This is a genomic window from Arthrobacter sp. UKPF54-2, assembly GCF_007858535.1.
Taxonomy (GTDB): domain Bacteria; phylum Actinomycetota; class Actinomycetes; order Actinomycetales; family Micrococcaceae; genus Arthrobacter.
This window is the reverse complement of sequence record NZ_CP040174.1, coordinates 1,884,272-1,900,021: the sequence shown is the minus strand read 5'-3', so window position 1 is coordinate 1,900,021 and position 15,750 is coordinate 1,884,272. Positions and strand designations below refer to the sequence as shown.

Sequence of the window (15,750 nt, the reverse complement as noted above, 5' to 3'; positions counted from 1 at the left end):
GGACAGGGAGAGGAACTAGTCCTTGCCCAGCCCCCGCGCCGAGATCTTCGTCGCCGCCACCGAGTTCAGGGCGGTCAGGTCGAAGAGGCCGTTGATGTCCGCCTGCCTGGTGGTGCCCGCGTCAACCCCGTCCTGCAGCAGTTTCTGGTACGTCCCGGCGAGCGGGTCCACCGTGAAGACGATGTTCTGCAGCGACCGGTCGACGACGTCGGCTGGCAGCGCGGCGCCGCCGGACTCCTTCAGCGCGGCGTTGAGGACTGCGGCCTTCTCGGCCCCCGGTGCCTTGGTAAGCCAATCCACGGACTCGACGTGGCCCTTCAGCAGCGCCTTGACGGTGTCCGGATGCTCTGCGGCGAACTTCTTGTTGACGATCAGCACGGTGGTGGGGAACTCGCCCGGTATGCCGGAGAGCGCACCATCCCAGAGATCCTTTTCATCGACCAGGACCTTCGCGCCGGCCTGCAGCACCAGCCGGGACGCCCACGGCTCCGGCAGCCAGGCGCCGTCGAGCTTGCCGTCCTGGAACAGCTTCAGGGTCTGGGCGTTTTCGGTGGGGTTGATGGTGACTTCGCCGCCGCCGGCCGGGGAGGTCCGGTAGCCCTGCTTGCCGAGCCAGGCGCGCAGCGCCACGTCCTGGGTGCCGCCGAGCTGGGGCGTCGCGAGCTTCTTGCCCCTGAGGTCGGCCGGCGAGGTGATGTCCGGCCGGACCACAAGCTGCGCCCCGCCGGAGGCTGCCCCGGCGATGATGCTGACGGAGTCGCCCTTGCTCTTGACGAAGGAGTTGATCGCCGGGTTGGGGCCGATGTAGGTGGCATCGATGGCGCCGGCGTTGAGGGCCTCGATGGCCGCGGGGCCGGCGTTGAAGACCTGGGTGCTGAGCTTGGTCTGGCCCAGTTCTTTGGCGATGAACCCCTTGGTCACGCCCACCAGGGCGGGTCCGTGGGTGATGTTACCGAAGTAGCCGAGCCGGAGTTCCGCTGCCGGGGCGGTGCCGGCGGCCGGGGCGGCGGCGTCGTTGTTGCGGGACACCGTGGAGGCGACGGCGGCGCCGGCGCCGATCAGCAGGGCCAGTCCGACGGCGACGGCGATTTCAACGGTGCGCTTGCGCTTCGGCTTGGCCGGTTCGCCGGCGACGATCCGGGTGGTGCCGGGGGTGGGATTTTCGGGGGCGGATGACATGGCGGAGTCCTGGTTCGTGGAGGGTGGCGGGGGCCGGGCGGGAGGTCAGCGCCGGCAACATCGCCCCCGGGGCGCCCCGAGGGCGGGGCCGTCGAACCAATCTGGCGTAGTCATGGCTTCACCCTAGGGAGGGTCACGAACCGGGTTCAATGATGCGGAAACGGGGGGTCACGCTAGTTCACGCGGCGTCACATGCGGAGCCTAGGGCCGGCCTTGGCCAGCGGTTTAGTCGCCTTTAACGTTGACGAGCTGATGAAGCGTGTGCCGGACCCGGACGAGGTCCGCCGAGTCGCGCATCACCACGTCGATGGGCTTGTAGGCGGCGGGGATTTCGTCGATGAAGGCCTCGCGGGGCCGGAATTCGATGCCCTTCATGGCAGTTTTCAGCTGCGCCAGCGTGAACGTCTTGCGGGCGGCGGTGCGGGAGTACTCCCGGCCGGCGCCGTGCGGCGAGGAGTCCAGGGCGAGGGCGTTCCCCAGGCCGACGACGACGTAGGACGCGGTGCCCATGGACCCGGGAATCAGGCCAGGGTCCCCCGCCCGGGCCCTGATGGCGCCTTTCCGCGAAACCCAGACGGACTTGCCGTAGTGCGTTTCCTGCGCGGTGAAGTTGTGGTGGCAGTTGATCCGTTCGAGTTCCCGGACCGGGCCGCCGATCCAGGCTTCGAGCTGCTGGAGCACCCGGTCCATCATTTCCTCCCGGTTGAGCAGGGCGAAGTGCTGCGCCCAGCCCAGTTCCCGCATGTAGCGCTCGAATTCGGGGGTGCCTTCCAGCAGGTAGGCGAGGTCCCGGTCCGGCAGGGCGATGTTCCGGCGCAGGGCCACGCTCCGGGCCTCGGCGATGTGGCGCTGCGCGATTTTGTTGCCCACACCGCGGGAGCCTGAGTGCAGGAACAACCACACCGCGGACTCCTCGTCTGCGCAGACCTCAATGAAGTGGTTGCCCGAGCCCAGCGACCCGAGTTGCAGCTCCCAGTTCGCCGCGTACCGGCCCGGGTCGAAGCCGGCCCTGGCCGCCATCCTCCGCAGCCCGGCCAGCCGGGGTCCGGCGGTGGCGGAAATCCGGCGGTTGAAGTGGCCTGCCGACAAGGGAATGGCACGTTCGATCCCCTCCCGCAGCCGCGCGAGGTCCGGGGGCAGGTCCGCCCGCACGTACTGGGTGCGCACGGCGATCATGCCGCAGCCGATGTCCACGCCCACGGCCGCGGGAATGATGGCGCCCACTGTGGGGATGACGGATCCCACGGTCGCCCCCTTGCCCAGGTGCGCGTCCGGCATCAGCGCCAGGTGGGGGTAGATGATCGGCAGCGTCGCGGTGGCCAGCGCCTGCCGGCGGGTCCCGTCATCCAGGATGGAGGCCCAGCTGATCAGCTTGTTGCTGAGTCTCTCCACCGCGCCTCCCTGAACGATGATCGCGGGCAGACAGTGCGGTGGCAAGGACCGCCCTCGGCGGCGGGGTCGCCGGACACGCAGTCGTGAGGGCGTGTTCCGGCCGCCCCTAGAGCGAGTAGCGCTCGTCCTCGTGGTCGCCGGGGTGATCCTTGACCAGGCCCGCGGCGAGGGTGTTGCCGTCCTGCGGGTCGATCACCAGGAAGGCCCCGGTCCGGCGGTGGTGCAGGTAGTTCTCCAGCGGCAGCGGGGCGGCGAGCCGCAGCTGCGCGTGGCCGATGTCGTTGAGTTCCAGCCCGGACGCGGGTTCCAGCTGGAAGGTGGCGAGGTCCAGCTTGCCGGTCACGTTCCGGACCAGCGCCTGGACCGTGCGGGTGCCGTGCTTGATGAGCACCTTGGCGCCTTCGCGGAGCGGTTTCGGCGAGAGCCAGCACAGCGCGGCGTACAGGTCTGCCGTGGGCTCGGTGAACGTCCCGGTCGCCGCGATGGTGTCCCCGCGGGCGACGTCGAACTCGTCCGCGAGGCGCAGTGCCACCGACTGCGGGGCCACAGCCTCGGTGAGCGAGCGCCCGGCGAAATCGATGCCGGTCACCGTGGTGGTGCGCGGCGCCTGGCCTGGGGTGAGGACACTGACCGTGTCTCCCACCTGCACGAAGCCCTCGGTGATCTGCCCGGCATAGGCCCGGTAGTCGCGGTAGCCGGCGACGTCGAGTCCGGCGGCGACAGCGTCGGGCGCCAGTGCGCCCTGCGGCCGGACCACCAGCTGGACCGGGAAACGGAAGCTCTCCAGGTGGCTTTCGAGTTCGTCTGCCGCCGGCAGCGTCTCGAGAACTTCGAGCAGGGCCGGGCCGTTGTACCAGGGTGTGCGGTCCGAGCGGTCCACCACGTTGTCGCCGTCGAGCGCGGAAACCGGGATGACCCGCAGGTCGGCAATGCCGTCACTGCCCAGCCCCAGTTCGCGGCCCACTTGCTGCACCTCGGCCTCGATCCCGCGGAAGACGTCCTCGCTGAAGTCCACGAGGTCGATCTTGTTCACGGCGACGATCACGTGCGCCACGCGCAGCAGCTGCAGCACGGACAGGTGCCGTCGGGTCTGCTCCAGGACACCCTTGCGGGCGTCGATGAGCACAACGACGGCGTCCGCGGTGGACGCGCCGGTCACCGTGTTTTTGGTGTACTGCACGTGCCCGGGGCAGTCCGCGAGGATGAAGCTGCGGCGGTCCGTGGCGAAGTAGCGGTAGGCGACGTCGATGGTGATGCCCTGCTCGCGTTCTGCACGCAGGCCGTCAGTCAGCAGGGCCAGGTCGATCCGCTGTTTCCCGTCGGGGCCCCCAGCTTCACCGGCGCCGCCGAAGCCGCGGTCCGCGGAGGTGCGGGCGACGGCGTCGAGCTGGTCCGCCAGGATCGCCTTGGAGTCGTGCAGGAGCCGGCCCACCAGAGTGGACTTTCCGTCGTCGACCGATCCGGCGGTTGCGAAGCGGAACAGCGAGGCGGACGAGAGGCCCAGGCTCTCAGCGGCGGCCTCGGGCAGGGTTGCGGTGGTGCTCATTAGAAATAGCCGTCCTTTTTGCGGTCTTCCATGGCGGCCTCGGAGATGCGGTCATCCGCCCGGGTGGCGCCACGTTCGGTGATGGTGGAGGCGGCAACTTCGATCACGACGTCGTGCACGGTGGCGGCGGCCGATTCGACGGCGCCGGTGCAGGACATGTCGCCGACGGTCCGGTACCGGACGGTCTTGGTGATGACTTCTTCGTTCTCGCGCGGCCGGGAGACCTCGCCGACGGCACGCCACATGCCGTCGCGGGCAAAGACCTCGCGCTCGTGGGCGTAGTAGAGGCCCGGCAGCTCGATGTTCTCCCTCTCGATGTAGCGCCAGACGTCCAGCTCTGTCCAGTTGCTGATCGGGAACGCGCGGACGTGCTGGCCCACGGTGTGCCGGCCGTTGTACAGGTTCCACAGTTCGGGGCGCTGGTTGCGCGGGTCCCACTGGCCGAACTCGTCGCGCAGGCTCAGAATCCGCTCCTTGGCCCGGGCCTTATCCTCGTCCCGGCGGCCGCCGCCGAAGACGGCGTCGAACTTGTTGCGCTCGATCGCGTCCAGCAGCGGCACGGTCTGCAGCGGGTTACGCGTCCCGTCGGCCCGCTCGGCCAGTTCGCCGGAGTCAATGAACTCCTGCACGGACCCGACGACGAGCTTCAGCCCCAGCCGCTCCACGGTCCGGTCGCGGAACTCGATCACCTCCGGAAAATTGTGCCCGGTGTCCACATGCAGCACCGGAAACGGCACCTTCCCCGGCCAAAACGCCTTGGTAGCCAGGTGCAGCATCACCACAGAATCCTTGCCGCCGGAAAACAGCAGCGCCGGCTTCTCAAACTCGGCAACCACCTCGCGGATGATATGAATCGCCTCAGACTCCAAAGTATCCAAAGACGAAAGGCGGGCCGGGCACGGAGCCACAGAACTCGGGTGACCCGACTGCAGAGCCGCAGCGGCAGATGCCGCCCAGGGAGTGGCATCGGGCCTGCCGGAGCCGCGCGCATCGTCCGAAGGACGGATGCCGCGCGGCGCAGGGGCGGGGGCGGCATCTGCCGCGGAGGCGTAGCCGGCCGTCGTCGTCGTGCTCAGGTTGCTCATACGTGTAGTCCGCATTCTGTCTTGTCGGTTCCTGCCCAGCGTCCGGCGCGGGGGTCGTCGCCGGGCGCGACCTTGCGGGTGCAGGGCTGGCAGCCTATGGACGGGTAGCCCTGTGAAAGCAGCGGGTTGACGGGCAGGAGATTGTCATCGGAGTACTGCACCAGCTCATCGAAGGTCCAGGCCGCGACCGGGTTGACCTTGACCAAGCCGTTGGCCTCGTCCCAGGTGACCAGCGGCGTGTTGGTGCGGGTGGGGGCTTCGTCGCGGCGGACGCCGGTGAACCAGAGCTCGTAGCCGGCGAGGGTGCGGCGCAGCGGGGCGACCTTGCGCAGGGCGCAGCACTGCCCGGGGTCGCGGGCGAAGAGGTCCTTGCCGAGCAGCCGGTCCTGCTGCTCCACGGTGGTCTCGGGCAGCACGTCGACGACGTTGACGCGCAGGTTCGCGGCGACCTCGTTGCGCGTGGCGTGGGTTTCCGGGAAGTGGTAGCCGGTTTCTAGGAACAGGACGTCGACGCCGGGGAGCTGGTCGGCGACCAGCGCCGGCAGCACGGCGTCAGCCATGGAACAGGCGACGGCGACGGTGGGCAGGTCGAAGTTGCGCGCCACCCAGGCGATGACCTCGCGCGCCGGGGCGTCCCAGCCGAGCTCGGCCGCGCCGGCCTCCGCGAGGGCCATGAGCTCGTCGCGGGAACGGAGGGCGGCCGTCATTGCAAGTCCCCCTCATCGGCGGCGAAGGCCCATTCGGCGAAGCTCTGGCCCTCGGCATGGTCCGCCACGAATTTCCGCACCACCCGCTCCACGTAGTCGGGCAGCTCTTCGGCCGTGATTTTGAGGCCGCGGACTGTGCGGCCGAGGCCTGCCTCCTCGCGGCTCTCGGACGCCAGCCCGCCGCCAAGGTGGACCTGGAAGCCCGGGGTGGGATCGCCGTCGGGTGTGGGAAGCATCATGCCCTTGAGGCCGATGTCCGCTGTCTGGATCCGGGCGCAGGAGTTGGGGCAGCCGTTGATGTGCAGCGACAAGGCCTGCGGGAGCTGGCGGGACTCGACGAGGTCGGCGAGGCGGCGCTCCAGCTCAGCAACCGCCGTCGCGGCCGTGCCCTTGGTTTCCACGATCGCGAGTTTGCAGAATTCGATGCCGGTGCAGGCGATGGTCCCGCGGCGGAACACGGACGGCCGGGCGGACAGGCCCAGGGCGTCGAGCTCGGCCACGAGCGGCTCAACCTCGTCCTTGGGCACGTCCAGGACCACGATCTTTTGGTGCGGGGTGGTCCGCAGCCGGCGCGAGCCGCGGGCTTCGAGGGTGTCCGCGAGCTTGACGAGCTGGCTGCCGGAAAGGCGTCCGGCCAGCGGGGTGGCGCCGATGAAGAACTTGCCGTCCTTCTGCTCGTGCACACCGATGTGGTCGCCTGGGGTGGACGGCTTGGGGGCGGCGGGGCCGTCGGCGAGCTGGTAGCCGAGGTATTCGTCCTCGAGGACCTGGCGGAACTTCACCGGGCCCCAGTCGGCCAGCAGGAACTTCAGCCGGGCCTTGGTGCGCATGCGCCGGTAGCCGTAGTCGCGGAAGATGCTGGTGACGCCGAGCCAGACGTCGGCGGCCTGGTCCGGGCGGACGAAGGCGCCGAGGCGCTTGCCCAGCATCGGGTTGGTGGAGAGTGCGCCGCCCACCCAGAGGTCGTAGCCGGCGCCGAGTTCGGGGTGGACCAGGCCCACCAGGGCGACGTCGTTGATCTCGTGGACCACGTCCTGGCTGGGGTGGCCGGTGATGGCGGTCTTGAATTTGCGGGGCAGGTTGGCCAGTTCCGGGTCGCCGATGAACCGTTCGGCGAGCTCGGTGATCAGCGGCGTGGGGTCGATGATCTCGTCCTTGGCGATCCCCGCGACCGGGGAGCCGAGGATGACGCGGGGCACATCGCCGCAGGCTTCAGTGGTGGAGAGCTCCACCGCTTCGAGGCGGCGCCAGATCTCCGGCACGTCCTCGACCCGGATCCAGTGCAGCTGGATGTTCTGCCGGTCGGTGAGGTCGGCCGAGCCGCGGGCGAAGTCGACGGAAATCTGGCCGATCACGCGCAGCTGCTCGGTGGTGAGGGCGCCGCCGTCGATCCGGACGCGGAGCATGAAGTACTTGTCCTCGAGCTCGTGCGGCTCGAGCGTGGCGGTCTTTCCGCCGTCGATTCCGGGCTTGCGCTGGGTGTAGAGGCCCCACCAGCGGAAGCGGCCGTGCAGGTCGGTGCCGTCGATCGAGTCAAAGCCGTGCTTGGAGTAGACCGATTCGATGCGCTCGCGGACGTTCAGGCCGTTGTCTTCCTGTTTCCAGGTTTCGTTGGCGTTCAGCGGGGCGGTTCCGTCCACCTTCCACTGCCCGTGCGGCTTGGCGGCGGGGCGGGCGGGTCGTTTGGCGCGGCCTGCGGCAGCCTGGTCCGGGGACGCTCCGGCTAGAGCTGTTTCAGTCATGGATCGACTGTAGGAGCGCCCGTAACGGCGTCACAATGGCTCAGAAACGCGGGGTCACCTAGGGCAACATTTCGTCATAACCGTTGCCGGCGACCGCCGCGTCGTACCGCGCCAGCGCGATCTCGGCGAGCACCGGGGACGGCAGCAGGGGCGCGGTGACCAGGTCCGCGCCGGCCTTGGCGAGCTGGTCGTGGAAGAAGCCCGGGGCCAGCAAATAGGAGGCGATGACCACCCGTCCGCCCAGATCCACCGCCCCGGCTGAGAGGCCCGCGCCGGCGCCTCCCGCGGCCTCCTCCCGCAGCATGGCCACCGCTTCGGGCACCGAGGGTGTCGCCGAGGCGCCGTAGGCGGCCACAATCCGGTTGGAGCGGAGGGCCCTCAGCTGCCCGGCGAGTTCCTCCACGTTCTCCGCTGCGGTGGGGTCGGAGGAGCCAGCGGCGGCGAGGATCACGGCGTCGTTGTCGGTCACGCCGGCCTCGCGCAGCCGGACGTCCAGCAAGGCCGCGAGCCGCGGATCCGGGCCGAGCGGCGCCGCGGCGAGGGTGCCCGGCCGGCTCTTCACGGCCCGGGCGATGTCCACCTTGACGTGGTAGCCCACGCTCAGCAGCAGCGGGACGACGACGGCGGTGGCCCCGGCCGGGAGCCCCGCCACGACGGCGGGCAGGTCAGGGTCCTGCACGTCGACGTAGGCCTCCCGGACATCGAGCCCGGGCCGCAGCGCGGCGATTCCGTCCCGCAGGGCGTTGACCTCCGCCGCGCCCCGGGGGCTGGAGGTGCCGTGGGCGCAGGCGATCAGGATGGGGCTATTCATAGCCGTTAGCGTAACCTTGGAGCCGCCCTATCCGCCGCCCTGCTACCGACCGGGACGCCCCATGACTTTCTCCTTTAGCCTCGTGATGGTCTGGCTGGACCTGGCGGGCGTCTTCTTCTTCGCCGTCTCCGGTTCGCTGCTTGCGGCGCGCAAGCAGTTCGACATTGTCGGTTCCCTCCTGCTGGCCTCGGTGGTGAGCCTAGGCGGCGGCGTCATCCGCGACATCATCATCAATGCGGGCCCGCCGGCGGCCTTCACCAACCCGGCCTACCTCGCTCCCCCGCTGCTGGCCACGGTCCTGGTGTATTTCCTGTTCTCCAGCGTCCAGCGCTTCACCTCCCTGCTGGTGCTGTTCGACGCCGGCGGCCTGGCCCTGTTCTGCATCACGGGGAGCCTGAAGGCCCTCGCCGCGGGCATGCACCCGGTAGCCGCGGTGCTGCTGGGGGTCACGACGGCGGTGGGCGGCGGGCTGCTGCGGGACATCACCGCCAACGAAGTGCCGCAGCTGTTTGACCCCAAGGACATCTACGCCCTGCCGGCGTTCGCCGGGGCCGCGATGACCGTGACGCTGTCCGTCGCCGGGGTGTTCACGGCGCTGACGGCCAGCGCCGTGGCCGCCGTCGTTTTCGCCTTCCGCGTCACGGCCTGGCGCCGCCACTGGTACGCCCCGCTGGCGGTCCGGGGCTGGCACCGGCTGGGCCTGGACACGGCCGAACGCGGCCTTAAGGATTAGCTAGGATAAGAGTCATGACTGACATGTTCCTCGAGAAGTTCCGCGCGCTTGTTCCGAAGTACCTCGAGGACGAATGGCAGGAAGAGGATGGGCTGCCGGCTGACGAGCTGGATGCGGCCCTCGCCGAGCACCAGTTCCAGGTCCCGCTGGTCCTGCGCGAGTTCTATCTGGCCCTCGGCGGCTGCGAGGACCTGATGGAGGCCTACCACTACTTCTGGGACCCCGAAGAGCTCGAAGTCGACGACGAGGGCTTCCTGATGTTCCTCGAGGACGAGGAAGAGCAGTTCACCTGGGGCTTCCGCGTGGGCGACCTCAGCATTCCGGACCCGATCGTGTACCGCCGCAACAACGCCCGTGGCCAGTGGAAGAGCGAGGAAGGCACCTTCTCCGAGTTCGTCTTCGACATGTTCGAGTGGGCCTTCAACGACGAGGATGAGGACTAGGGGTCTCCTTGCCCACGGGGCGCCTGCGTGGCCGCGGATATTCCCCACGTTCGGGCGGGCCTTCCGGCGTGTTGGTCAAAACCGACGGTTGATTCGCAGAGTTCCTGCTCAAACACGGGGAAATTCAGCGGACGACCCTTCCGCGCAGCACCTGCCACACCTCCGCGACGATTTTCTGGGGGTTAAAGACGACGTCTTGATACCCGTACCTCAGCACTGTGTACCCGGCCAAGGTACTTGCATTGTTCCGCCCACGGTCCTTTGTCACCTGCCGCGCTTCCAAGTGGGAGCTGCCGTCAATTTCGACGATGAGGAATCCCTCCAGCAGGAAGTCCACGATTCCGATCCCCGGGAGATCCACCTGCGTCTGCGTGAAGATCCCTTCGCTTCGGAACAGCAGCCTGGCGACCACTTCGATCGCGGATCCCGCCGAACCGTCCACCAGTTCCAGCGCCGCCCGCGCTGCGCCGTTGCGGTTGCCGGGAAGATGCCCTCGGAGATAGTCCAGTGTGGTTCGACCCTGCAGCAGTGCACTTTCGACCATAATGACGGATTCCAGCGGAGGCCGGCATCGCAGAGCGTGCAGCAGCGCATCGGTCAGCCCGGCCACGGGCCGCGGAAACTCCGGCGGGACCACCGTGTTTCTGTGGTTGACCACACCCCTCGCCGAACCGTGGCGGCAGAACAGGTGCAGCTGGGAGGGCTCGTGGAGTCTCCAGATCCCAAGGTGTGCGGTCGCCGAGACGCAAGACAGCACGCCGTTGGCCATGACCGCGCCCATTAGGTCCGGCGCCGCACCCTGCAACGCAACTACCCCATGGCGTAAGCGCAGTAATTCACCCGCGGCAATCGAGCTGCGGATACTCCGTTCCGCGAACCCGGCCTGCAACAGCGTGCCGGTCCGTGCGACCGAGCCGGCACATTTCAGGTAGGTCGTGAGATCCATGCCTCCAATAGACGGCTTCTCCCTCGGCCCGGGGAGGTTGCCCAGTGGCTATGTGAACAAGTGCCGGACGGAGACTCCCCGCCTTTGGCTGCCCCCTACGGCGGGTTGCTGGGACCCGTCGGCGGTTCGGCGCCTCCGAAGCCCAGACCAGGGGAAATCCGGCCACGGCAACGCCCTCTTAAATCCGTGACAATAAATTTACAGAATCGCTGGACAGTATGACACAACTGTCATAAACTCATTCATGGGTTCACCAAATGCCTCCGGTGAATCTGATGCGAACGGAGAAATGGCCCCGGTTCCGCACAACGGACGACTCGTAACGTTGTGAGGAACCGGGGCCATTCCGGTTTAATAACTCAGGCGGATGCGGCCAGGCCTCTCGGCAGACGCCGGCGGGCCAGCAGAAACTAGCTGCTGCGGTCCACCACGGCGTGGGCGAAGCTGGTCAGCGAATCCTTGACCACACCCTCCGGCAGCGGCGCCAGGGCGGCAATGGCTTCATCGGCCCAGGCGCGCGCCACGACCCAGGACTCCGCGGTCACCGGGTGTTCGCGCAGACCGGCGACGGCGGCAGCGAGGGCCTCGTCCGAGCTGAGGTCGCCGTCGATCAGTGTCAGCAGCTCGACTGCGGAACCGTCGCCGTCCTCTGCCGCCTTTCGCAGCAGCAGCACGGGCAGGGTGGGCACGCCTTCACGCAGATCGGTCCCCGGGGACTTGCCGGACTTAACCTTCACGCCGGTGACGTCAATGACGTCGTCCGCGAGCTGGAAGGCGACGCCCACCTTCTCGCCGTACTCCACTAGCAGGTTCTCGTAGGCCGGATCGGCGTTGGCGAAGATCGCGCCGAGCTGCCCGGAAGCGGCCACCAACGAGCCGGTCTTGTCCGCAATCACGGACAGGTAGTGCTCCACCGGATCCTCGTCCGGGCGCGGGCCCACGGTCTCGTGCAGCTGGCCGAGGCAGAGCCGCTCGAAGGTGCGGGCCTGGATGCCGAGCGCCCGGGACCCGAGTTCGGAGACCAGGATGGACGCGCGGGCGAAGATGAGGTCCCCGGTCAGGACGGCTACGGAGTTGCCCCAGACCTCGTGCGCGGTGGGGGCGCCGCGGCGGAACGGGGCGGAGTCCATCACGTCGTCGTGGTACAGCGTGGCCAGGTGCGTCAGTTCGACGACGACGGCGGCCTGCACGACCGCCGGCAGCGAGGCGTCGCCAAGGTGGGCGCAGAGCAGGGTCAGCAGGGGCCGGATGCGCTTGCCGCCGGCTTCCACCAGGTGGCGCGACGTCGCATCGGCCAGCGGATCCGAGTTGGCGATGGCCTCGCGCAGCTTCTTCTCCACACGGGCCAGGTTGGTGGTGATGGCCGGGCCGAGTTCCGGGTCCCCCGCGATCGCCGCGAAGCCGGCCGGCAGCTGGAGCCCGGTGGCGATGGCGGTGGTGTTCAGGTCCGGTTCAGCGCTCGGCAGGCCGTGCCCGGCGTGCGTCCAGCTTTGGTCTGCAGAGTTGGTCACGGGTTAACCCTAACTTTTTGTTGCGGAAACCGCGGGGTCGAGTCTGGAACGGGCCGGGTATTGGACGTGGCCGGGACCAGGGCTTCCAGGACGCGGATCATCCGGTCCTCGATGCCCTTGGCCGAGGGGTCGGTCAGGTTGGCCAGCAGCCGGACCACAAATTTCATCAGCACCGGGATGGGCATGCCCGTCCGGAGCGCCAGTTTCATCACGGCCGGCTTGCCGATCACGGCGGCGAAGGCGCGGCCCAGGGTGAAGTGCGAGCCCCACTGGTCCCGGACGAAGTCCGCGTACCCCGCGAGCCGGGCATCGGCGTCGGAAACACCCCAGCCGGCGGACGCGGACCGCGCCGCGGTGTCGATGATGAACTCGGCCGCGAAGCGGGCGGACTCCATCGCGTAGGAGATGCCCTCGCCGTTGAACGGGGAGACCATCCCGCCGGCGTCGCCGAGCAGCAGCAGGCCCGGCGCGTAATGCGGGGTGCGGTTGAAGCCCATGGGCAGCGCGGCGCCGCGGATTTCGCCCACCTGGTTTTCCGGGGTGAAGCCCCAGTCCGCGGGCATGCCGGCGGTCCATTCGCGCAGGACCTGCTTGTAGTCCAGCTTGCCGAATTCCTTGGAGGAGTTCAGGATGCCCAGGCCCACGTTGGAGGTGCCGTCGCCGACGCCGAACACCCAGCCGTAGCCGGGCAGCAGCCTGCCCTCGCGGCCGGGAAGCTCCAGCCAGCCTTCCATCCAGTCGTCGTCGTGCCGCGGGCTGGTGAAGTAGGTGCGCACGGCCACCCCGAGGGGACGGTCGTCGCGCTTCTGGATGCCCAGTGAGACGGCGGTGCGGGTGGAGTTCCCGTCGGCGGCGAGGACGACGTCGGCGGGAAAGTCCCGCGTTTCGCCGGTCTTGCGGCCGGTGTCGTCCAGCAGTGCGGCGCGGACGCCGGTGACGCGGCCGTCCTCGGCGCGCAGCGCCTCGGTGACGCTGTGGCGTTCCAGCACGACGGCGCCCGCGGACTGGGCGTGCCGGGCGAGCTCCTCGTCGAAGCCGAGGCGGGTGCGGATCAGGCCGTATTGCGGGAAGTCGGAGACCTCTGGCCAGGGCAGTTCAATGGTGCGGCCGCCGGCAATCAGGCGCAGGCCCTTGTTCCGCCGCCAGCCGTCGGCCTCCGGGTGCGGCAGGCCCAGCTTCTGGATCTCCCGGACGGCGCGCGGGGTGAGGCCGTCGCCGCAGACCTTCTCGCGCGGGAAGCTGGTCTTTTCCAGCACCGTGACGTCGATACCGGCCTGGGCAAGGTAGAACGCGGCGGTGGATCCGGCCGGCCCCGCCCCGACGATCAGTACTTTCACGGCAGCGATCAGCTAACGCTCGGGCCGGGTGATGTTGCGCCGCAACTTGGCCACGGGCCCGGTGTGGTTCGCCAGTGCCTTGGCGCCCGCGGCAGGGTCGGCACCGGCCGGCTTCTGGGCGCGGTGTACGGCGACGATGCCGCCACTGAGGTTCCGGTACGTGACGGACTCCCAGCCGGCCTCCTGCAGCCAGGCGGCGAGGTGGTCCTGGTCCGGCCAGGCGCGGATGGACTCGGCGAGGTACACGTAGGCGTCCGGGTTGGAGGAGACCTTGACGGCGATCGCCGGCAGGGCACGCATCAGGTATTCGGTGTACATGGTGCGCCAGAGCGGCACCACCGGCTGGGAGAACTCGGCGATCACCAGCCGGCCGCCGGGCTTGGTGACCCGGAGCATCTCGGCGAGGGCCTTCTTGGGCTCGTTGACGTTGCGCAGGCCGAAGGAGATGGTGCTGGCGTCGAAGGTGTTGTCCGCGAAGGGCAGGCGGGTCGCGTCACCGGCGACGAAGTTGATGTCCGGGCGGCGCCGCTTGCCGACTTTGAGCATGCCAAGGGAGAAATCGCAGGCCACGACATCGATCCCGGCGTCGGCGTACGGTTCGCTGGAGGTGCCGGTTCCCGCGGCGAGGTCCAGAACGCGCTGGCCGGGCTTTACGTCCATGGCTTCGACCACGATCCGCCGCCAACGGCGCGTCTGCCCCATCGACAGGACATCGTTGACGACGTCGTATTTGGGGGCGACGTCGTCAAACATCGTGGCTACTTCGTCCGGACGCTTATCCAAGGATGCTCGGTTCACCCCGTTATTGTCTCAAATCTTCGACGCACCCCCTAACCACCGGCCCGGCCGGGGCGCGGCGTGCGGCCGGAGTAGTGTTGTCTCATCATGACGAGCGCCCTCCCTACCAGAATTATCAGGACACTGACAGTCCCCCTCGATGCAGAGTCGTTCCCCGGGGGGCTGCCGTCGTTTCTGGTCCGTGACGACGTGCTGTGCTGGACCCGCCGCGAGGCCGGCCTGGTCGGCTTCGGCGAAATTGGCCGCTTCACCGCCACCGGTCCGGAGCGTTTCCTCGAGGCGGACATCTGGTGGCGGCACCTGGTCCTCGAAGCGGAGATCAGCGACGCCGTCGATTGCCCGGGAACCGGCCCGGTGGCCTTTGGCTCCTTCGCCTTCTCCAAAGTGTCCGCGCACGAGTCCCGGCTGATTGTGCCCGAGATCGTGGTGGGGCTGCGCGACGGCAACGCCTGGCTCACCCAGCTCACGTTCGACGACGGCGAGCTCACCGAGGCGGGCGCCCGCGCCGCCCTCGGCCGGTGGCTGGACGCGGAGGGCGCCGGTCGTTCGGCGGAGACCCCTGCGGACCCGGCCGGGCGGGAAGCCAAGCTGAGCACCGGCTCCCTCACCGAGGCGGACTGGATGGCCGCCGTCGCCGAGGGCGTCGCGGAAATCCGCACCGGGGCGCTGGAGAAGCTGGTGCTGGCGCGCGACATTGTGGCCACCGTGCCCGACGGCGTGAATGCCGCCGAGATTCTGCGCCAGCTCGCGGTTCGCTACCGCGAATGCTGGACCTACGGCGTCGACGGCCTCGTGGGGTCCACCCCCGAAATGCTCATCCAGGTGGAGGGCCGGACCGCGCAGGCCCGCGTCCTCGCCGGAACTTTGGACCGCCGCGACGCCGAGGGCATGGCCGGCTCGCCGCTGGAATTCGCCGAGCGTGTCCTGGCCGGGTCCGAGAAGCAGCGGCACGAGCACGACATCGCCATCGCGTCGCTGACCACGCAGCTGGCGCCCTTCTCCGAGGCGATGAACGCCCACAGCGAGCCGTTCATCCTGGAGCTGCCGAACGTCTGGCACCTAGCCTCCGACGTCAAGGCCGAGCTGACCGAAGTGGAGGGCCACGTGCCCACCTGCCTGGCTCTGATCAACGCCTTGCACCCCACGGCCGCGGTCTGCGGCACCCCCACCACCGTGGCCGGGGCCCTGATCCGCAAACTTGAGCACCTGGACCGCGGCCCCTACGCCGGTCCGGTCGGCTGGCTCGACGCCGCGGGCAACGGCGAGTGGGGCATCGCCCTGCGCGGCGCGGTCATTGAGTCCCCGGACACGGTCCGGCTTTACGCCGGCTGCGGCGTCGTCGAGGGCTCCGTCCCCGAGGCGGAGCTGGCCGAGACCTGGGCGAAGTTCCGGCCGATGCTGGAATCCCTCGGCATCAGCAACTGACCGGGAAGTCCGGAATTCCAGACACCGGGAACGCGCGGGCTCTTGAAAAGCGGGGCGGTTTAGTTATCCAATAGTGAAACTAAGTTTCATGTGAT

General features: G+C 68.8%; 14 protein-coding genes. 3 read left to right on the top strand and 11 right to left on the bottom strand.

What is annotated here, in order from left to right; genetic code table 11:
• Positions 1-15: 15 nt before the first annotated feature.
• The 7 genes from E7Y32_RS08665 to E7Y32_RS08635 all read right to left on the bottom strand — a co-directional run bounded on the left by E7Y32_RS08665 (position 16) and on the right by E7Y32_RS08635 (position 8,462).
• The gene (locus E7Y32_RS08665; RefSeq protein ID WP_146336776.1) at positions 16-1,179 is read right to left on the bottom strand and encodes an ABC transporter substrate-binding protein; all 1,164 of its coding nucleotides are present in this window, start codon (positions 1,177-1,179) and stop codon (positions 16-18) included.
• Between the two features lie 225 nt (positions 1,180-1,404).
• Positions 1,405-2,571 carry an RtcB family protein gene (locus E7Y32_RS08660; protein ID WP_146336775.1) on the bottom strand — a complete coding sequence of 389 codons (1,167 nt, stop codon included), beginning with the start codon at positions 2,569-2,571 and terminating at the stop codon, positions 1,405-1,407.
• A 106-nt stretch (positions 2,572-2,677) separates the two neighbouring features.
• Positions 2,678-4,117, bottom strand: coding sequence for a sulfate adenylyltransferase subunit 1 (locus E7Y32_RS08655; protein ID WP_146336774.1), 1,440 nt, complete (start codon positions 4,115-4,117; stop codon positions 2,678-2,680).
• Positions 4,117-5,049: a sulfate adenylyltransferase subunit CysD gene (cysD, locus tag E7Y32_RS08650; RefSeq protein WP_146338414.1), complete on the bottom strand. Its 933-nt coding sequence runs from the start codon at positions 5,047-5,049 to the stop codon at positions 4,117-4,119. Before cysD ends, E7Y32_RS08655 begins: the two co-directional genes overlap by 1 nt.
• 149 nt (positions 5,050-5,198) lie before the next feature.
• Positions 5,199-5,909 carry a phosphoadenylyl-sulfate reductase gene (locus E7Y32_RS08645; RefSeq protein WP_146336773.1) on the bottom strand — a complete coding sequence of 237 codons (711 nt, stop codon included), beginning with the start codon at positions 5,907-5,909 and terminating at the stop codon, positions 5,199-5,201.
• Positions 5,906-7,651: a nitrite/sulfite reductase gene (locus E7Y32_RS08640; RefSeq protein ID WP_146336772.1), complete on the bottom strand. Its 1,746-nt coding sequence runs from the start codon at positions 7,649-7,651 to the stop codon at positions 5,906-5,908. Before E7Y32_RS08640 ends, E7Y32_RS08645 begins: the two co-directional genes overlap by 4 nt.
• A gap of 58 nt (positions 7,652-7,709) precedes the next feature.
• Complete coding sequence (locus E7Y32_RS08635) at positions 7,710-8,462, bottom strand: sirohydrochlorin chelatase (RefSeq protein ID WP_146336771.1); 753 nt, start codon at positions 8,460-8,462, stop codon at positions 7,710-7,712.
• A gap of 61 nt (positions 8,463-8,523) precedes the next feature.
• On the opposite strand from E7Y32_RS08635, the gene E7Y32_RS08630 reads away from it, so the two are divergent.
• Together E7Y32_RS08630 and E7Y32_RS08625 are read left to right on the top strand one after the other, a co-directional pair.
• The gene (locus E7Y32_RS08630) at positions 8,524-9,195 is read left to right on the top strand and encodes a trimeric intracellular cation channel family protein (RefSeq protein ID WP_146336770.1); all 672 of its coding nucleotides are present in this window, start codon (positions 8,524-8,526) and stop codon (positions 9,193-9,195) included.
• A 14-nt stretch (positions 9,196-9,209) separates the two neighbouring features.
• Positions 9,210-9,638 carry a hypothetical protein gene (locus E7Y32_RS08625; RefSeq protein WP_146336769.1) on the top strand — a complete coding sequence of 143 codons (429 nt, stop codon included), beginning with the start codon at positions 9,210-9,212 and terminating at the stop codon, positions 9,636-9,638.
• A 124-nt stretch (positions 9,639-9,762) separates the two neighbouring features.
• On the opposite strand, the gene E7Y32_RS08620 is transcribed toward E7Y32_RS08625, so the two are convergent.
• The 4 genes from E7Y32_RS08620 to E7Y32_RS08605 form a co-directional block, all read right to left on the bottom strand.
• Complete coding sequence (locus tag E7Y32_RS08620) at positions 9,763-10,584, bottom strand: endonuclease domain-containing protein (protein ID WP_146336768.1); 822 nt, start codon at positions 10,582-10,584, stop codon at positions 9,763-9,765.
• Between the two features lie 410 nt (positions 10,585-10,994).
• The gene (locus E7Y32_RS08615) at positions 10,995-12,095 is read right to left on the bottom strand and encodes a polyprenyl synthetase family protein (protein WP_146336767.1); all 1,101 of its coding nucleotides are present in this window, start codon (positions 12,093-12,095) and stop codon (positions 10,995-10,997) included.
• A complete protein-coding gene (locus E7Y32_RS08610; RefSeq protein WP_146336766.1) occupies positions 12,092-13,432 on the bottom strand; it encodes a geranylgeranyl reductase family protein in 1,341 nt (446 codons plus the stop codon). The genes E7Y32_RS08615 and E7Y32_RS08610 overlap by 4 nt, the downstream gene beginning before the upstream one ends.
• Before the next feature lie 12 nt (positions 13,433-13,444).
• Complete coding sequence (locus E7Y32_RS08605) at positions 13,445-14,230, bottom strand: demethylmenaquinone methyltransferase (protein ID WP_146336765.1); 786 nt, start codon at positions 14,228-14,230, stop codon at positions 13,445-13,447.
• Between the two features lie 87 nt (positions 14,231-14,317).
• Between E7Y32_RS08605 and E7Y32_RS08600 the strand changes: the two genes are divergently transcribed.
• Positions 14,318-15,655 (top strand): isochorismate synthase MenF, encoded by a 1,338-nt coding sequence (locus E7Y32_RS08600; RefSeq protein ID WP_146336764.1) that lies wholly within the window; start codon positions 14,318-14,320, stop codon positions 15,653-15,655.
• The last annotated feature ends 95 nt before the right edge of the window (positions 15,656-15,750 follow it).

Coding starts and splice junctions, on each gene's coding strand:
- E7Y32_RS08630 (WP_146336770.1), top strand. CDS start 8,524: ATGACTTTCTCCTTTAGCCTCGTGATGGTCTGGCTGGACCTGGCGGGC.
- E7Y32_RS08665 (WP_146336776.1), bottom strand. CDS start 1,179: ATGTCATCCGCCCCCGAAAATCCCACCCCCGGCACCACCCGGATCGTC.
- E7Y32_RS08635 (WP_146336771.1), bottom strand. CDS start 8,462: ATGAATAGCCCCATCCTGATCGCCTGCGCCCACGGCACCTCCAGCCCC.
- E7Y32_RS08620 (WP_146336768.1), bottom strand. CDS start 10,584: ATGGATCTCACGACCTACCTGAAATGTGCCGGCTCGGTCGCACGGACC.
- E7Y32_RS08600 (WP_146336764.1), top strand. CDS start 14,318: ATGACGAGCGCCCTCCCTACCAGAATTATCAGGACACTGACAGTCCCC.
- E7Y32_RS08645 (WP_146336773.1), bottom strand. CDS start 5,909: ATGACGGCCGCCCTCCGTTCCCGCGACGAGCTCATGGCCCTCGCGGAG.
- E7Y32_RS08640 (WP_146336772.1), bottom strand. CDS start 7,651: ATGACTGAAACAGCTCTAGCCGGAGCGTCCCCGGACCAGGCTGCCGCA.
- E7Y32_RS08655 (WP_146336774.1), bottom strand. CDS start 4,117: ATGAGCACCACCGCAACCCTGCCCGAGGCCGCCGCTGAGAGCCTGGGC.
- E7Y32_RS08625 (WP_146336769.1), top strand. CDS start 9,210: ATGACTGACATGTTCCTCGAGAAGTTCCGCGCGCTTGTTCCGAAGTAC.